Here is a 17242-nt window from a genome sequence, read left to right as displayed (position 1 = left end):
ATTTTGAAATACTATAATATTTTCTTAAAATATTGCAGCTCGTTTACTTATGCCAGTTCGATCACCGTAATTTCCGGAAGGATACCCAGCCTGCCCTGGTAGCCCAAGAAGCCAAAACCGCGATTTACATACAGGTGCTGCTGGCCGTCGCTGTACAATCCAGCCCACTGCTTATACATATATTGTACCGGACTCCATTTCATCCAGGGCAATTCTATTCCGAACTGCATACCATGGGTGTGTCCGCTCAGGGTAAGATCGATATCCGGATAGGTATCCCTGATCTGTGCATCCCAGTGAGAGGGGTCATGACTCATCAGTATCTTCAGCGGAAGCGCTTTTTCGCCCAGACCTTCATATGCCTTCTGCAGCTGCCCGTGTTTAGGGAAGCGGGCTTTGGCACTCCAGTTTTCTACGCCCAGCAAGGCAAATGATGCCCCACCCTTTTCCAGGATCACATGCTCATTCATCAGCAGTTGCCAGCCCATCTGTTTATGATAGCCCTTCAGGGTTTCCAGGTTTTGTATTTTGGCCGCAGGATTTTCCCATTGTACATAATCTCCGTAATCGTGATTGCCTAATGTAGAGAATACACCAAGCGGTGCTTTCAAACGGCTGAATACATCCATATAAGGTTCCAGTTCCGAAGCACGGTCATTTACAATATCGCCGGTAAATAAGATCAGGTCAGGTTGCTGTTCCATGATCTGCGCCACCCCGTGCGCCACAGCCTCTTTATTGTCAAAGCTACCGGAATGTATATCCGAAATCTGAACGATCTTCAGGCCCTTCAACGCATCGGGAAGACCCTTGATGGCCAGTCTTAGTTTTTTAATATTATAACGATAACGATTGGTCGTACCCCATACAAATCCGCCCAGCATTAATCCGCCCAGCAGCAATGCCGTTCGGGACAGGAATACCGATCGCGATATGGTATTTTCCGAAGAGGATGATGCTACCGTTTTTGAAGCCCCGACCAGGCTGGTCAGCCAGCTGAATAACCGGAACACATCGCCCAGGAGCATCAGTGAGGCAATGACTACTTTGGCAATAAAAATACCCATTACACTGGCTATAATCAGCGCTTTAATATTCTGCGGGTACAGACCACTGATATTCCGGATCAGCAGGAAGCCGATCCATCCGAATATTGCAATGATAATATATATAACAAGGATACTTACTCTCCATTTCGGCTGTAATGCACGTGTAGCCATACTTATTGCGGTATAACTATAGTACTCCATCGCCAGTAAGATCAGCCCGAAAAACGCCAGGCTCCATTTTGACTGAAACATGCTGCAAATGTATACGAAATGGAGGGTCTGTGAAACTATCAGTGCTTATTATTTAACATATTATTCAGCAAAATAAATTGTAATATTGTGTCCTTCTAAATTCAATTCACAATTATCTAAATAATGAAAAAGATCTCTTTTGCTATAGCAATGGGTTTGCTGGTTGCTACATCTTCTTTTGCACAAGAATTTAAAATGCCGGCTCCAAGCCCGAGCACCACCATTTCTCAGGATTTTTCTACTTCCAAAATCGACATTTCTTACAGCCGCCCTTCTATGAAAGGCAGAAAGATCTTCGGTGATATCGTTCCTTTCGGACAAGAATGGAGAACCGGTGCTAATGGTGCTACCAAAATCACTTTCGGTGAAGAAGTATTCATTGCCGGCCAGCCATTAAAAGCAGGTACTTACTCCCTGTACACTATTCCGGGAAGAGAGAACTGGGAAGTAATCTTCAACAACAGCACCGAAAACTGGGGCTTATCCGGTTATGACAAAAGCAAAAATGTACTGTCTGTAAAAGTAGGTTCACTGCAAACCAATGAAGCGACAGAAACATTCTCTATCTCTGTAGAGAACATTACTAAAAACAGCTGCGATATCGTATTGAACTGGGAAAACACCCGTGTTACTATTCCTGTAAAAGCAGATAACGAAGGCCGTATCGAAGATTATGTAAAAACATCTTTAAAAGGTGAAAACCCTCCTTACATGGTAGCTGCAAGATACTACCTGGAGCAAGGCAGAAACCTGGACGAGGCACTGGTTTATGCTGATAAAGCATTACAGGCTAATCCAAAAGGATTCTACATCCACTGGATGAAAGCGCAGATCCTGAGCAAACAAGGCAGAAAGAAAGAAGCTATCGCTGAAGCTAAAAAAGCAGCAGACGGTGCTAAAGGTTCTCCTTACGAAGCAGAGTATGCCAATAACTACAAAGAGATCAGCAAATAAGCTAAAGATCATTTTATAAATGCAAACACCCCGGAAATGATTTCCGGGGTGTTTGCATTTATAAAAATCGCTCCATTACTCAAGAGAGACTTAATTTTATTTTACTTGGTTGTAATATTCAGGTATCTCAGTTCTTTGCCGGTTACGGGGTCTATTACCGATACGGTACCGATACCTTTAATATCGCTCTGACGCAGTACAATTCTCTTGGTATCTTTTGCCTGACCATCAACGGTTACACCATCACGCACCGTAGTACGGATCGCATCGTTTCCGGCTTCCAGCGTTTCAAAATTCATAAAGCGATTGCCCGGTGCCGGTTGTACCAGTATCACACCACCTGCGGCTTCCTGGCCATATAATTTCACTGCTTCTGCACCTTTTACGATGCGTACACCCTGCAGGATATCTTTATAACGGTTAAAGGTTTCGTAATCTGTTTTCAGATCATTGATCAGTACTAAAGGATTTTTCAGCTCAGACAATTCCTGAGCACTTACCGATGTTGCCGGCTTTACCTTAGCGGTTTGCTGTGCGGACACTCCGTTTACGCCTGCAACTGCAATAGCACAAAGAGCAATGAATTTAGTAGTTATGTTCATGATGGTATTGTTTATGTTTATAAAAGCGATGTAACAAATATATCCAATTATTTGTTTATATGCAAGAATACGGTGCAAAAAACCGGTTTCTGTGCTTTTACACAAAAACCGGCCTGTGTTTCTGTACGATTTCCGTACAGATCCTCAATATTTTTCTATTTATTTGGCAAAAAACTTACGAACATTATCTTCCGTTTCAAGCCCCACCATTTCATTCACTTTTTTACCGTTTACGTATTTTACTACATATGGTATACCCTGTATATTCATAAACCGCGATAACTCTTCAGACAGGTCTACATCAACTTTCTGTACTTTCACTTTACCGGCAAACTCATGCTCCATTTTCTCCAGGATCGGTGATAAACGTTTACATGGTCCGCACCAGGTAGCGCTGAAGTCAATAACCAGCACCGGGTTATCTTTAATCATTTGTTCAAACTGTGCTACGGTAACCGCATCACCGGCAGCACTGGAAGCGACTGCTTTTTTAGCCACTGCAACGGTCGGCTCGTTAGATACCGGCAGGTTCTGATTATTCCAGGCCATCATACCACCCTCAAGGTCGTATACTTTATAACCCAGAGCTTTCAGTTTTGCAGCAGCATCGGCACTGCGCCCACCGCCTTTGCAATATACCATTACCGGCTTTTCCTTATCCAGGCCAGCCAGGTTCTTTTCAAAGTCAGGACCATCAACATTATTGTTGATCGCACCGGCAATGTGCCCGCCGGCATATTCTTCCGGAGAGCGTACGTCTAATAACTGCGCTGTACCTTCTTCTTTAATCTTAGTTTCAAATGCTGTTGCCTTTAATTTTTCGACAGATGCATTACCTCCGCCCTGGCAGGCTGTAAGAGACATCAGGGAGAATGCACCGGCCAGAACACTGTATTGTAACCAATTCATGCGTATCAGATTTTTAAGGATCAAAATTACTGAAATAAATATTAGTTAATTGTGAAAGAAAAGAAAAGCCCGACAACATAAGTTTATACCTTTATATCTCAATTCTAAAAAACCGTTCTGGTCATGATCACATCCGTTAACCCTTACACGGGCAAAGTCATCCGAAAATACAAAGAAGATACTGCAAAAACAGTAACACAAAAACTGGCCAAAGCCAAAAACGCGCAAACCTCCTGGGAGCAGCTCGGCGTCAGTAAGCGCGCAGCTTATCTACAGAAACTGGGCCAGTACATCAGCAAACACAAACAGGCCATGGGGCAAATGGCTACAGAAGAAATGGGCAAACCCATAAGCCAGAGTATTGCAGAGCTGGAGAAATGTGCCTTAACCCTGCAGTTTTATGCAGATAAAGGAGCCGCATTTTTACAACCGGAAATGGTGCAAACAGAAGCCAGTGAAAGCTTTGTGCATTTTGAGGCCTTAGGCACCGTACTGGCGATTATGCCCTGGAACTTCCCTTACTGGCAGGTATACCGCGCCATGGGGCCGATCCTGATCAGCGGCAATACCATGTTACTGAAACATGCGTCGAATGTGATGGGCTGCGCTACTGCAATCAAAGAAGCGGTAGATGCCTGCGGTTTTCCGGAAGGCGTATTTGACATCCTCCAGATTACCGGAGCCAATACAGAAGCCGTGATTGCAGACCCCGGCATACATGCAGTGACTTTTACCGGCAGTACTGCTGCAGGTAAAAAAGTAGCCGCAGCCGCCGCACTGAACCTGAAAAAACAGGTACTGGAACTGGGGGGCAGTGATGCTTATGTAATATTGAAAGATGCTGATATAGACCTGGCCGTAAAAGCATGTGCCACTTCAAGACTGAACAATACCGGCCAGAGCTGTATTGCAGCCAAACGTATGATCGTAGATAAAAAAGTAGCCGCAGCATTCACCTCCAAACTGGTGCTGGCACTGGAAGCCAGGCCATACGGAGATCCTTCTCTTCCCGAAACTACCGTTGGTACAATGGCCAGAGCCGATCTTCGTGATGAGCTGCATGACCAGGTAAGCCGCAGTGTGGCGCAGGGTGCGGTGATTCTTTGCGGAGGATATATACCGAGCGGTAAGGCCGCCTTCTATCCGCCAACAGTATTGTCGGGGGTCAAAAAAGGGATGCCCGCTTATGAAGAGGAATTGTTCGGACCCGTAGCAACGATTATTGTTGCGGAAGATGAGGCCGATGCCATAAACATTGCCAATGATACTATTTATGGATTGGGCGGCGCGATCTTCTCCAAAAACATCAAAAAAGCAACCAAACTGGCGACAGAAGCGATTAAATCAGGATCTGTATTTGTGAATGATTTTGTCCGTTCCGATGCCCGCCTGCCTTTCGGGGGCATTAAGCAAAGCGGTTACGGCCGCGAGCTGAGTCATTACGGCATGAGGGAGTTTGTCAATATCAAAACGATTTATGTAAAGTAATCGTATCGAATATATCATAAGAGAAGGGCGGCTAATATGCCGCCCTTCTCTTATGATTAAGCAATTTTCCATTGGAATGATGTATTTTGCCCCTACATTTCATCTCAATACATATTCACTGTTATGAAGATCATCGATCTGTCCAAACCTATACAATATAATGCCAGTGACCCCTGGTTTATGAAGGTAAAGATCAAGCGTAAACCACATCATAAATCCCGCCTGCTGATCCGCTTATTGGGTTTACCTTTAAAATTATTCCCTAAGCAGTTCTCTGGCTGGGCCGATGATACGATACAGAAGATGGGCGTACACGCCACTACACATATCGATGCGCCCTGGCACTATGCTCCAACCTGTGCGGGCCAGCCTGCCAAGACCATTGACCAGGTGCCGCTGGACTGGTGTTACGGACCGGGACTGGTTATTGACATGAAGCATAAAGCAGACTTTGATCCGATTACCATTGCAGATATTGAATCATTCCTGAACCGGGAACAATTGTCTGTGCAACCGGGAATGATCGTGCTGATCAAAACCGGCAGAGACCAGTTTAACGGCACGAAGGATTTTCATAAAAAAGGAACGGGAATGAGTGCGGAGGCTACCCGCTGGCTGATTGAAAAAGGCATTAAAGTAATGGGCATAGATCAGTGGGGCTGGGACTTACCACTGCCCTATCTGATACAAAAAGCAAAAGAGACCGGCAATGCAGAACTATTCTGGGAAGCACACCTGGTGGGCCGTGATCTGGAATACTGCCATATGGAGCAATTGGTTAATCTTGATGCGCTACCCTATTCCGGCTTTGACATTGCGGTATTCCCGCTGAAGATTGTCGGTGCGTCTGCGGCTCCGGCAAGGGTTGTGGCTATGATGCGCGAAAAAACTGTATAATCTAATTTTATAATTGCTACGCTATGAGACTTCTGATCGTTATCGGCCTGCTGATCGTTTCTAATATCATCATGACTTTCGCCTGGTACTGGCACCTCAAATCCGGGAACACTCATTTTCCGGTCTGGAAACTGATCCTGATCAGCTGGAGCATCGCCTTGTTTGAGTATGCCTTCGCAGTACCGGCCAATCATTTCGGAGCGGCCTGGAACATCAAACCGTTTCAGCTCAAAATCATACAGGAGGTGATTACCCTGCTGGTATTTACCGTTTTCGCCATCACTTACCTGAAACAGGACTTCAGCTGGAACTATGTATACAGTTTCCTCTTCATTCTGGGTGCGGTGTACTTTGCATTCAAAAAATAACTATAATTTAAGGATTATATAATTAATCCCTATCTTTGGAACAATCAAAAATTCAACACATTAGCATGAACTTCTTTAAGCAAGTTTCTACGGCTGCATTAATCGTCGTAGGAAGTTTTCAGTTCTCTTTTGCACAGGACGCAAAGTACCAGTGGAAAGAAGCCAATGAAGGCGGTTATACCTACAAGTATGTAACCAATGATCCTTCCGGTGCACGGTTTTACACCTTAAAAAACGGCCTGACCGTTATCTTAAGCCCTAACAATAAAAAGCCGCGTATCCAGACGTACATTGCTACCAAAGCCGGTAGTAAAACGGATCCATCAGATCATACCGGACTGGCGCACTACCTGGAGCATATGCTGTTTAAGGGTACTGATAAATTTGGTTCACTGGACTGGGCTAAAGAAAAACCTTTACTGGATCAGATCGACAAACTGTATGCGCAATATAACAGCACTGCAGATGAGGCAAAACGCAAAGAAATCTACAAAGAGATTGACCGCGTATCTGGTGAAGCATCTAAATATGCAATTCCTAACGAGTATGACAAAATGATGGGTGCAATGGGTGCTGAAGGTACCAATGCCTTCACCTCTTTTGAGCAAACCGTTTATGTAGAAGATATTCCAAGCAATGCGATCGACAAATACCTGGCTGTTCAGGCAGAGCGTTTCCGCAATCCTATCCTGCGCCTGTTCCATACTGAACTTGAAGCAGTATACGAAGAGAAAAACCGTGGCCTGGATGAGGATAGCCGTAAGGCATTTGAAGCCATGTTCTCAGCATTGTTCCCGAACAATAACTATGGTAAGCAAACGACCATCGGTACTATTGAGCACCTGAAAAATCCTTCCCTGAGCGCGATCAGAGAGTATTTCACGACATATTATGTACCCAACAACATGGGTATCATCATGTCTGGTGATTTTGATCCGAGTGCAGCGATCCAGAAGATCGACAAGGCTTTCGGTTACATGAAAGCGAAAGATGTACCTCCTTATGTATACGGTAAAGAGCAGGAGATCACTGCCCCTATCGTAAAAGATGTACTGGGACCTAAACCGGAGAATATCATGATCGGTTTCCGTTTCCCTGGTGCTGCTACCAAGGATGCGCAAATGCTGGAACTGGTAGGTAATATCCTGACCAATGGTTCTGCCGGTCTGATCGATCTGGACCTGGTTAAATCTCAGAAATTACTGAGTGCTTATGCATTCCCTTATATCCTGAAAGATTACTCTATGCTGATCCTGCAGGGTAATCCTACACAAGGCCAATCTCTGGATGAGGTAAGAACATTATTACTGAAAGAACTGGCTAAACTGAGAGACGGTGACTTCTCTGAAGACCTGATCCAGTCTATCGTAAATAACGAAAAGAAAAACGATATCCAGCAAAACGAGGACTACAGTTCCCGTGCCAATAACCTGATGGATAACTTTACGTCCGAACTGGACTGGAGCACTACTATAAGCTATCCTGATATGATCAGCAAGATCACTAAACAGGATATCATGGATTTCGCGAAGAAATACCTGAATGAGAACAACTATGTTGTGATCTACAAGAAAAAAGGCGAAGATAAAGACGTGGTGAAAGTGGACAAACCACCGATCACTCCGGTAACCCTGAACAAAGATGTATCTCCGTTTGTAAAATCGGTAAATGCACTGCCGGAAACGCCAATCAAACCTTTATGGGTTAATTACAGTACCGACATCAGCAAAGGAACCCTGGGTTCTGCAGAGGTACTGACCGTACAGAACAAAGACAACAGCCTGTTCCGTATGTATTACCACTACGATATGGGTAAATGGAACAATAAACTGTTACCGATCGCTGCAGGCTACCTGGAATACCTGGGTACCAAAGATAAAAACAGCGAAGAGTTCAGCAAACAGTTCTACAAACTGGCATCTTCTTTCAACGTATCTGCGGGTAATGAAGAAACCTATATTACTTTAGAAGGTCTGAATGAAAACTTCGAAGCATCTGTAGCTTTACTGGAAGACTTACTGAAAAACTGTACAGTTGATGAAGAAGCGCTGACTGCTTATAAAGCCAAGCTGAAAAAATCAAGAACAAACGCTAAAGAGAACAAAGCTGCGATTATGGCGGGCTTACGCTCTTATGCACAATACGGTGCACAGAATCCGTTCAACAATGTATTGTCTGATACAGAGCTGGATAAATTAACCGCTAAAGAACTGGTGGATATCCTGCACCAGATGGTTAATTACAAACACCGTGTAATGTATTACGGACCAAAAACCGTAGCACAGCTGCAAACCAGCCTGAAGCCATTACATACTGTTCCTGCTACTTTCACTACAATGCCGGCAGCAGCTACCTTCAAAGCGGTAAGCACTACAGCTAACCAGGTGTTGTTTGCGAACTATGATATGAAACAGGCTGAGATCTTCTGGTTCAGAAACTCAGAGCCATATAATGTATCTAAAGTACCTACAGTATCCCTGTTCAACAACTACTTCGGTGGTGGTATGGGTAGTGTGGTATTCCAAACCATCCGTGAGTCTAAAGCACTGGCTTACTCTACTTATGCATACTTTGGTCTGCCTTCTAAAAAGGAGAACAGAAGCATTGTTGGTGCTTATGTAGGTACACAGGCAGATAAAACCAAAGAAGCGGTTGCTGGTATGAACGAACTGCTGAACGTATTACCGGAATCTCAAAACGCACTGGAAAATGCAAAACTGAGCCTGTCTAAATCTTTAGCAAGCGAGCGCATCACACAGGACGGTATCCTGTTCAGCTACCTGGCTGCTAAAAAACTGGGTAATAGCACAGATATCCGTAAGAATGTTTACGAGCAGGCACCTAAGCTGACCTTTGCTGATATGAAGAAATTCCACAGCACTGAAATGAGCCAGAAGCCATATGTATACTGTGTTGTAGGTAATGAAAAGAACCTGAACCAGGAAGAACTGTCTAAATACGGAACATTCAAAAAACTGACCCTGGAAGAAATCTTCGGATACTAATCCATAGTCAATAGATACATAAAAAGGGAGCCGATCGGCTCCCTTTTTATGTATCTACAAGTATACAATTCAATCTGAAAATCTTGTACCGGTACACACTGCTCTCATTCCTCATATCAGCCATAACGAGAGACATTTCCCTCAAGTATACACAGGCTCAAAGTACAGGCTGTATTGTTTTATTGTACACTTAACCATACCACCTTGGTATTGGTACGGGCATCTTTCTTTCTTGGCTGGGTTACTACAACGGTCATCAGTTTCTGTGCCGCGTTATAATCAGAACCATTGAACAGGCCCAGGCTCCGATCATTTTTTCCTTCTTCTTCAAAAATCTGCTTACGCACCGGAATAGCCTCTTGTTCATTCAGGTCAAACACAAAAGCTTCTAAATCTCCGGCAGCCGATACAGTAGAGACCTCACGCTTCTTCTCCACCTTTTTAGCATTGCGTTCTATATCGTTGAACAATACATAACCTCTTTCTCCAACCGGTACATATGCAAAGGATTTAAACTGGTATCCCCAGCTCAGTCTTACCCCACACTGCTGCACCTTGGCATTATACATGTAATCGGGAATAAGCGTACCGTAGTAATGGCTCTTAGGAATATAATATACATCTTGCTCATTACCTTCTTTATCATAATGCTGCACCCCTATATCTCCCATCGTACAGGTGGTACGCACTTTGGTCATCATACTGGAACCTGTACCCGAAGTACTGGTTGTCGTTACCAGCCTTTCTTCTTCAAATAAGATAGAAAAGCCACCATCTTTATTGATATACAGGTTCTGCGGTACAGCCAGGAACACATTATCCTTTTTGTAGTGCTTCTTTGTGAGTTCCTGTATCTTCTTTGTCGTAACAACACGTGAATTAACTTTCCGGTCTGCATCCATAATACTTAACTGAGAGCGGAACTGCGTCATATTCTTCTTTTTGCCCGTAGTCTCCAGGGTAAGCATATAAATATCTCCTGTATGCGGATTGTAACGGGTGAGCGCAGACTTAATTTTACTTGGTCTGCCCGAATTGTAATTTACCTTTTGCATATCAAATGCTTTTGCACCTTCCTTAAGAGAGCCCATAAGCAATATACCTGCTCTGTCTCCACCAGAAGCCACCGTATTTCTGCCCAGTACAGAAACCACCACCTCTTTAGAGCCGATGGTAGCCAGATCAAGAAACTCCAGGTACTTATACTTGTTTTTAGGCGATTGATAATAGGCCCTCGCGATTTCCTTATTACTGTTATTATAGTGTACAACCTGTATACGCCTGTTACGGTCAGACTCAAATGTGTTGTATTGCGCAACCGCATAGCAGCCAGTCTCCTCATCCAGATTCAGAAAGAATTCCGGCAAAGGCACACCACCGAAGGCCATAGCATACCCATCAAAAAAACGCAGGCGCTTCAGCTTCGCAATAACCTGGTCCTGTTTAACCTCACCCGTAGCCGGGTCAAGCACAATTCTGTTCAATGTAGGTACACGATGATAATAGGAAGAATAAATGGCAGTAATGCCCTCTGTTGTTTCAAAAACACCCAGCACCTCACCACCCTTCATTTTGTACGGAGTAGCAGGCTTAATAGATTTTTCAAATTTCAGCTTATGCGCGGCATCATACATCTTCCAGTCAATGGAACGATGATTATTGAAATGCAGTAAAGCGGTTTCCTTATTCTTAAGGCTTACGATCTTCAGGTGACCGGATTCATACTCCTGAAAGGTTTCCGACTCGGCCACTACATTCATTTGTGCCATTGCTTTCGGCGCCTGTATGCACAGAAATGCAGCTAACAGTAAAGTTATTTTCTTCATATTTCGCTCTTCTAAAAAAATGTTAAAATGAGCGCTAATGTAGATGATTATCTCTAAAAAGTGAAATGTCTTGGCAAAGATTTGTAAAAATCCGTATTAATACTATACGCTGCGCCTGTGCTGCCAGAAACCAATTGTCCTTAATGGATTCAGCCAGACTTTTACCCGCTGCATAAAGGTCTGCGGCATCGCTTTGGTAATCCTTCTTTTGAATGAAGGTCTGTATGCGCGTAATTGCTGCTGTTCCGTTTCATTCAGTACACCCGAACCGTATTTCAATTTCAGGTATAACTGTACAAATGAAGCATAGCCTACCTGATAGCGCTGATCAATATCCTGCGCAAACTGCCAGAGGGTACGATCTCCCTGAAATTGTTTATGCTGATACCAGTAGAACTGCATATAGCGATCATCCCAGTAAGCCCTTTCCGGTACGGTTTTACTCCATTTCCGGCGCAGGTTCAGGTACAAAGTGTACCATAATGGAAGGAATATAAATGCCAGTCCCAGTAAGAGTATTATGCCCGCAATCAGCAACAGGATCTGCTGACGGGTCCAGGAATTATCTGCGGCATCTCCGCTAGTTGTCTGTACCGTATGATCATCCTGTTTGGTTTTCAGGCGTAATTCATCTGCCGGAATCTGCACTGGCAGCGCAGCTACCAATTGTGCCATATCTCCCGAAACGGTAACCGGCTTTAATGCTTCTGCATAGGAAATAGCCGTAGCACTGTCATTAACCTTAACCGACGTAATATCCACCGTTGCACTATCCTTACGGATCTTGGCATGACTAATATCTATGGTCAGCACAACAGGATTCTGCTGCTGGTAAGGTTTATCTTTAAAGACAACATTCCTCGTCTTCAGTTGCACGGTTTTCTTATTTGGATCTACCTGCGTAATCATCCCATCTGCCGCCAGCAAAGCATTGCCCTGCGGGGTTGGCGGGGTACCATCTGGTTGCGGACTATCGCGGGCATCATCATTACCAATCGTTGTATCAAAATCAAGCCAGCCATAACCGGGGAAGTATACCTGCACCCAGGCATGCGCCTGATCGGAATAATACCAGTACCAGCCCTTATTGTTATTACCACTGCGGTCTACCGTCATAAAGCCAACCGTAATACGGGAGGGAATACCCAGGGCACGCAGCATAAACAGCGTGGCTCCGGCATAGTAAGCACAGTAGCCTTTCCTGTTTTCAAACAGGAAATAATTCAGTTTGCTCGCACTCGGGATATCGGGTATGCCCGGGTTGTCGGAGTATTGAAATAAGGGCTTCCCATTCTCATCCTTCGACAGGAAATAATCACGGATAGCAATAATTTTATCAATCGCCGTTGTTTTACCTGCCGTGATTTTACGGGCCAGCGCCGCTATTGGTTCATATTTAGTATTGGTCGGAAACTGCGTATAATACTGCATCACCGGCAAGGGCACAGCACTGTAATCCGTCACCTGGCGCAGCAGATCGAAGCGCATATTCTGAAACTGTTGTAACTGCAGATTATCCGGTGCATTATAGACAAAGTAGGCTGAATTCAGTTCAGACACATAACTCTTGGCCCGGTAAGCAGAATGATACTCCTGCTGGTTATCGGGATCAATCCCTATAGGCTGCACAAAAAAGGAAACACTGGGTGCTACAAATTCAGAAGGGGACAATTGTGTTTTATACACCTCTATCTCCACCACCTTCTTCTGCTTTTCCTGCAGTGCATCTTCCAGTACGGTAGAGTCGGTTTTGGTAAAATACAGGGGAATACTGCCCGGATTGGGCAGGAACAGGTCATTTCTCGGAATCTTTTTATCCCGTTCAAAGGTCTCCGTTTCATTATCGAAACGGGAATAATAAAATGCTGTAAGGTATAGCGGATTGGGCACATCATCCGTACCCGGGAAGAAGTTTTTGATATGTGCCACAAACAGCAATTGCTTGCCCCGGCTCTGATTGCCGGACAACTGATTGCGGTCTTTCATACTAACACTGCCATCCTTATTACGCTGCAACATAGAATTGGCACCAGCCTTACCGCCCGCACTCACCTCCTCTACCGCTTTGCGCAGATCATCTTCAAAATACCAGATAATACCCGTCAGCAATAATGAGCTCAGCACAAGAAACAAGCCCAACCTGCGTAATAAGTGGCCCCAATACGGTTGTGACAGATCTTTATGATTGTATATCACCTGTACTGCATAAATAATATAAATTGTATAGAGCAGTACCGGCACAAAGGCCAGCAAAAGGCTGCGCACACTCAGATCGGCCTGTCGTACGATCATCAATACACTCACCAGGAAGAAAATACCTGCTGCAATCAGTGGGAAATATCGTTTCCTGGAAAACCCCCAGCCCAATAACCAGCCAAAGGAAAACAGGAGAGCGAAGATCATAAACTGTACCGTAACGAAGAACATATCTACGCTGCCGAATACGGTATGATCCATGGCTATATAAATAAAATACAGGAACAGGAGCAACACGATAAAAGTAGATACAAACCGGAAACGAAAACTATAAAACAGTACCGCAACCAGGATACCCATTTCCAGAAAAAGGGTATGTTGCAGATATTGCTGCTCCATCAGTACCGCATAGAACTGCGCTGCATTCCATAAAATGAAATAGCAGACCAGCATAGTCGGTAATACGAGAAACAATGTTTTCGCCAGCGTGTCTTTTATATGCCTCTTGTCCGTTACGCTCATCTAAGCATGCATTTGTTCAAATTCTTTTAGTACTGCCAGCAGTTGTTCTGTATCCTGCAGGCTGATCGCATTATAGATCGAAATACGCAAACCGCCAATGTTGCGGTGTCCGCCAATGCCCAGTATACCCCGCTCTGCGGCAAAGGCGACCAATGCATCCGTCAGTTCCTCCCTGCGCAGGCGACAGCATACATTCATGCGACTGCGGCTGTCCGGTGCTGCTACAGTGTAGTACAGACTGCTCTGGTCAATGTAATTGTACAACAGTTGCGATTTAGCAATACTTTCCTGCTCTATAGCATCCATACCTTTTGCGGCCATCCAGCCCAGGTATAGCGAGGAAACATAAATAGAGAATACCGGTGCTGTGTTGACCAGCGAATTCTTTTCGGCCATAGCCTTATAGCTCAGGATCTCCGGCAATTCCTTTACGGTCTGTTGTATAAAATCTTTACGGGCGATCACCAGTGTAGTACCGGATGGTCCTATATTTTTCTGTGCCACAGCATAGATCATAGCAAAGCGGCTGTAATCCAGTTTACGGCTGAACAGTTCGGAACTGAAGTCCGCAATGACCGGCACATCAGTATCGGGAAAGGTGAATGATTGTGTACCATAGATGGTATTATTGGCCGTAAGATGCAGGTAAGCCGCATCGTCCGGGATATTCCATGTCGTAGGCACCTGTTTGTAATCATCCTCACGGGAACTGGCTGCTATATGCACTTTCCCGTAGCGCTCTGCATTGCTCATCGCATCTGCAGCCCATCGGCCGGAATCGATATACGCAGCAGTAGCACCATCCGGGAGAAAATTCATCGGAATCATTTCAAACTGTAATCTGCCACCACCCTGAAACCACATAACAGCATACTCCTCCTCGCTCAGCCCCAGCAATTGCAATACATGCTTACGGGCATCTTCCAGTATAGCTTTAAAGTGAGGCCCCCGGTGCGGTAAGCTGAGGATGGACATACCGGAATCTTTATATTCCAGTACAGAACGGGAAGCGGTTTCGAGCACCTCCCCGGGTAGTGCGGCAGGACCCGCATTGAAATTGAGCTTCATTGATTTTCTAGGCTTTTACCAATGCTCAAATATCGCATTTAATTAGCACAAAAGCCTTATCAGTACAAAGGAATTACCATTTTTTAAACAGATATAATCTTCAGCATCTATAAATTATTCCGTGTATACAAGGCAATACGCGTTGCGAGTAATATCTTTGCGCCATGCATTACGTATCAGTAGACAATTTAAGCAAAACATATGCAGACAAACCCTTATTTGAAAACATCAGTTTTCATATCAATGAGGGTGACAAAATAGCCCTGGTAGCCCTCAATGGTGCAGGCAAATCAACCCTGCTCAAGATCCTCTGCGGACAGGAAATTCCGGATGAAGGAACAGTATGGGTACATAAAGATGTAAAAGTGGTGTTGCTGGATCAGGATCCTTATCTGAATGATGCACGCACCATCCTGGAAAATATATTCAGCTATGACCACCCTATAGTGAATGCGCTGAAGCGTTATGAGCAACTGACCGAAAGCGATACCACACCCGATGAGGCAGAACTCGCTGCCGCGATACAGGAGATGGACAACCTCAATGCATGGCACTACGACAGTACGGTAAAGCAGATTTTAGGTAAGTTGAACATCCATCACCTGGACCAACAGGTAAGTAAACTGTCCGGCGGTCAGAAAAAACGTATCGCCCTGGCCAAAGTACTGATCGATATGGATTTTGAGCACAGGCATACCCTGCTGATCATGGATGAACCGACCAACCACCTGGATGTAGGCATGATTGAATGGCTGGAACACTACCTGAGCCAGGATAAACTGACCCTGCTGCTGGTAACCCACGATCGTTACTTCCTGGACAATATCTGTACCGATATATTAGAAATAGACCAGACCAAAATATTCCATACCAAAGGCAATTACGAACGCTTCCTGGAGCAAAAGGCACTGCGTTCCGAAATAGAGCAAGCCAGCATAGACAAGGCACGCAACCGTTACCGCAAAGAACTGGAATGGATGCGCAAGCAACCTAAGGCACGTACGACCAAGTCTAAAGCACGTGAAGATGCTTTCTATGACTGGAAAGCCCGTGCACAGAAGAAAATACAGGAAGCACAGCTGGAACTGCAGGTCAAAATGACGCGTCTCGGCGGAAAGATACTGGAGATAAAAAAACTGTATAAATCTTTCGGAGAGAAAGTAATCCTGAAAGGCTTTGATTATACTTTCAAAAAAGGAGAACGTGTAGGGGTTGTGGGTGTGAACGGTGCCGGTAAATCTACCTTTATCAATATGCTGTTGGGCAAAGAACCGGCTGACAGTGGTAAGATCAACATCGGTGATACCATTGTATTCGGTGATTTCTCACAGGAAGGGCTGGTGATCAAAGAAGATGTGCGGGTCATTGAATTTGTAAAAAATATTGCAGAGTATTTCCCGCTGGCAGATGGCACAAAAGTAAGCGCAGCCCAGTTTCTGGAGCGCTTCCTCTTCACCCCGCAGAAACAGTTTACCTTCATTTCCAAACTGAGCGGTGGTGAGAAAAAGCGATTACAGCTGCTGTCCATCCTCTTCCGCAATCCGAACTTCCTGGTATTGGATGAACCGACCAATGACCTTGATCTTCCTACGCTGGACATTCTTGAAGATTTCCTGGCAGAATATCCGGGCTGTATCATTATCGTATCGCATGACCGTTACTTTATGGATAAGCTGGTCGATCACCTGTTTGTATTTGAAGGTAATGGCGAGATCCGCGACTTCCCGGGTAACTATTCGCAATACCGCGAGATCGCCCGTGAAGAGCAGAAAGCACAATCTATGACAGAACAGCCACCGGTAATCGTAGAAGAAGTTACGGAAACCGTAACTCAGGCCAAGCCTGCTGCACCGGCAAAGCTTTCGTTTAAAGAAAAAAGAGAACTGGAAGAATTGAATAAAGTCATCCCCGCACTGGAGGCAGAAAAAGCAAAACTCGAAGAAGCGATGAGCCATACGGGCATTGACTTCCTGGATTTGCAGAAAATGGGCGACCGTATTTCGGCCATCATACAGGAACTGGATGAAAAAGAAATGCGCTGGCTGGAATTGAGCGAACGTTAAATTTGAGTGCAGGCAAACCGCCTGCTTAAACATAAGACATGAA

12 protein-coding genes are annotated in these 17242 nt (G+C 44.8%); 6 read left to right on the top strand and 6 right to left on the bottom strand.

Going from position 1 to position 17242, the window contains the following annotated elements:
- Window positions 1-47: 47 nt before the first annotated feature.
- On the bottom strand, window positions 48-1301 hold the full coding sequence (locus FTD44_RS09270) for a metallophosphoesterase (protein ID WP_222166191.1): 1254 nt from the start codon (window positions 1299-1301) through the stop codon (window positions 48-50).
- A gap of 123 nt (window positions 1302-1424) precedes the next feature.
- On the opposite strand from FTD44_RS09270, the gene FTD44_RS09265 reads away from it, so the two are divergent.
- The gene (locus FTD44_RS09265; RefSeq protein ID WP_222166190.1) at window positions 1425-2255 is read left to right on the top strand and encodes a DUF2911 domain-containing protein; all 831 of its coding nucleotides are present in this window, start codon (window positions 1425-1427) and stop codon (window positions 2253-2255) included.
- Window positions 2256-2356: 101 nt separating this feature from the next.
- Here FTD44_RS09265 and FTD44_RS09260 read toward each other — a convergent pair whose 3' ends face one another.
- On the bottom strand, window positions 2357-2857 hold the full coding sequence (locus FTD44_RS09260; RefSeq protein WP_222166189.1) for a hypothetical protein: 501 nt from the start codon (window positions 2855-2857) through the stop codon (window positions 2357-2359).
- A gap of 159 nt (window positions 2858-3016) precedes the next feature.
- Window positions 3017-3766 (bottom strand): thioredoxin domain-containing protein, encoded by a 750-nt coding sequence (locus tag FTD44_RS09255; protein ID WP_222166188.1) that lies wholly within the window; start codon window positions 3764-3766, stop codon window positions 3017-3019.
- 123 nt (window positions 3767-3889) lie between these two features.
- On the opposite strand from FTD44_RS09255, the gene FTD44_RS09250 reads away from it, so the two are divergent.
- From FTD44_RS09250 to FTD44_RS09235, 4 genes are all read left to right on the top strand, one after another.
- Window positions 3890-5254 (top strand): NAD-dependent succinate-semialdehyde dehydrogenase, encoded by a 1365-nt coding sequence (locus FTD44_RS09250; RefSeq protein WP_222166187.1) that lies wholly within the window; start codon window positions 3890-3892, stop codon window positions 5252-5254.
- A 123-nt stretch (window positions 5255-5377) separates the two neighbouring features.
- Window positions 5378-6151 carry a cyclase family protein gene (locus FTD44_RS09245; RefSeq protein WP_222166186.1) on the top strand — a complete coding sequence of 258 codons (774 nt, stop codon included), beginning with the start codon at window positions 5378-5380 and terminating at the stop codon, window positions 6149-6151.
- Window positions 6152-6174: 23 nt separating this feature from the next.
- Window positions 6175-6519 carry a DMT family protein gene (locus FTD44_RS09240; protein ID WP_222166185.1) on the top strand — a complete coding sequence of 115 codons (345 nt, stop codon included), beginning with the start codon at window positions 6175-6177 and terminating at the stop codon, window positions 6517-6519.
- Between the two features lie 65 nt (window positions 6520-6584).
- Window positions 6585-9524 carry a M16 family metallopeptidase gene (locus tag FTD44_RS09235; protein ID WP_222166184.1) on the top strand — a complete coding sequence of 980 codons (2940 nt, stop codon included), beginning with the start codon at window positions 6585-6587 and terminating at the stop codon, window positions 9522-9524.
- 179 nt (window positions 9525-9703) lie between these two features.
- Here the strand turns inward: FTD44_RS09235 and FTD44_RS09230 are convergent, their stop codons facing one another.
- The 3 genes from FTD44_RS09230 to serC form a co-directional block, all read right to left on the bottom strand.
- A complete protein-coding gene (locus tag FTD44_RS09230; RefSeq protein WP_222166183.1) occupies window positions 9704-11350 on the bottom strand; it encodes a hypothetical protein in 1647 nt (548 codons plus the stop codon).
- Between the two features lie 102 nt (window positions 11351-11452).
- Window positions 11453-14068, bottom strand: coding sequence for a transglutaminase domain-containing protein (locus tag FTD44_RS09225; RefSeq protein WP_222166182.1), 2616 nt, complete (start codon window positions 14066-14068; stop codon window positions 11453-11455).
- Entirely contained in the window at window positions 14069-15136 is a 1068-nt protein-coding gene (gene serC, locus FTD44_RS09220; RefSeq protein ID WP_222166181.1) for a 3-phosphoserine/phosphohydroxythreonine transaminase, read from the bottom strand.
- A gap of 164 nt (window positions 15137-15300) precedes the next feature.
- On the opposite strand from serC, the gene FTD44_RS09215 reads away from it, so the two are divergent.
- Entirely contained in the window at window positions 15301-17199 is a 1899-nt protein-coding gene (locus FTD44_RS09215) for an ABC-F family ATP-binding cassette domain-containing protein (protein ID WP_222166180.1), read from the top strand.
- Window positions 17200-17242 lie beyond the last annotated feature (43 nt).

The sequence above is a fragment of the Edaphocola aurantiacus genome, assembly GCF_019797745.1.
GTDB lineage: Bacteria > Bacteroidota > Bacteroidia > Chitinophagales > Chitinophagaceae > Edaphocola > Edaphocola aurantiacus.
Note: the sequence above shows the minus strand (reverse complement) of the source record. Positions and strands in the feature narration are given on the sequence as shown.

What these genes read in the sequence shown, in the direction of transcription:
- FTD44_RS09270 (WP_222166191.1), bottom strand. Translation starts at nt 1,301, where the DNA reads ATGTTTCAGTCAAAATGGAGCCTGGCGTTTTTCGGGCTGATCTTACTG.
- FTD44_RS09265 (WP_222166190.1), top strand. Translation starts at nt 1,425, where the DNA reads ATGAAAAAGATCTCTTTTGCTATAGCAATGGGTTTGCTGGTTGCTACA.
- FTD44_RS09260 (WP_222166189.1), bottom strand. Translation starts at nt 2,857, where the DNA reads ATGAACATAACTACTAAATTCATTGCTCTTTGTGCTATTGCAGTTGCA.
- FTD44_RS09255 (WP_222166188.1), bottom strand. Translation starts at nt 3,766, where the DNA reads ATGAATTGGTTACAATACAGTGTTCTGGCCGGTGCATTCTCCCTGATG.
- FTD44_RS09250 (WP_222166187.1), top strand. Translation starts at nt 3,890, where the DNA reads ATGATCACATCCGTTAACCCTTACACGGGCAAAGTCATCCGAAAATAC.
- FTD44_RS09245 (WP_222166186.1), top strand. Translation starts at nt 5,378, where the DNA reads ATGAAGATCATCGATCTGTCCAAACCTATACAATATAATGCCAGTGAC.
- FTD44_RS09240 (WP_222166185.1), top strand. Translation starts at nt 6,175, where the DNA reads ATGAGACTTCTGATCGTTATCGGCCTGCTGATCGTTTCTAATATCATC.
- FTD44_RS09235 (WP_222166184.1), top strand. Translation starts at nt 6,585, where the DNA reads ATGAACTTCTTTAAGCAAGTTTCTACGGCTGCATTAATCGTCGTAGGA.
- FTD44_RS09230 (WP_222166183.1), bottom strand. Translation starts at nt 11,350, where the DNA reads ATGAAGAAAATAACTTTACTGTTAGCTGCATTTCTGTGCATACAGGCG.
- FTD44_RS09225 (WP_222166182.1), bottom strand. Translation starts at nt 14,068, where the DNA reads ATGAGCGTAACGGACAAGAGGCATATAAAAGACACGCTGGCGAAAACA.
- serC (WP_222166181.1), bottom strand. Translation starts at nt 15,136, where the DNA reads ATGAAGCTCAATTTCAATGCGGGTCCTGCCGCACTACCCGGGGAGGTG.
- FTD44_RS09215 (WP_222166180.1), top strand. Translation starts at nt 15,301, where the DNA reads ATGCATTACGTATCAGTAGACAATTTAAGCAAAACATATGCAGACAAA.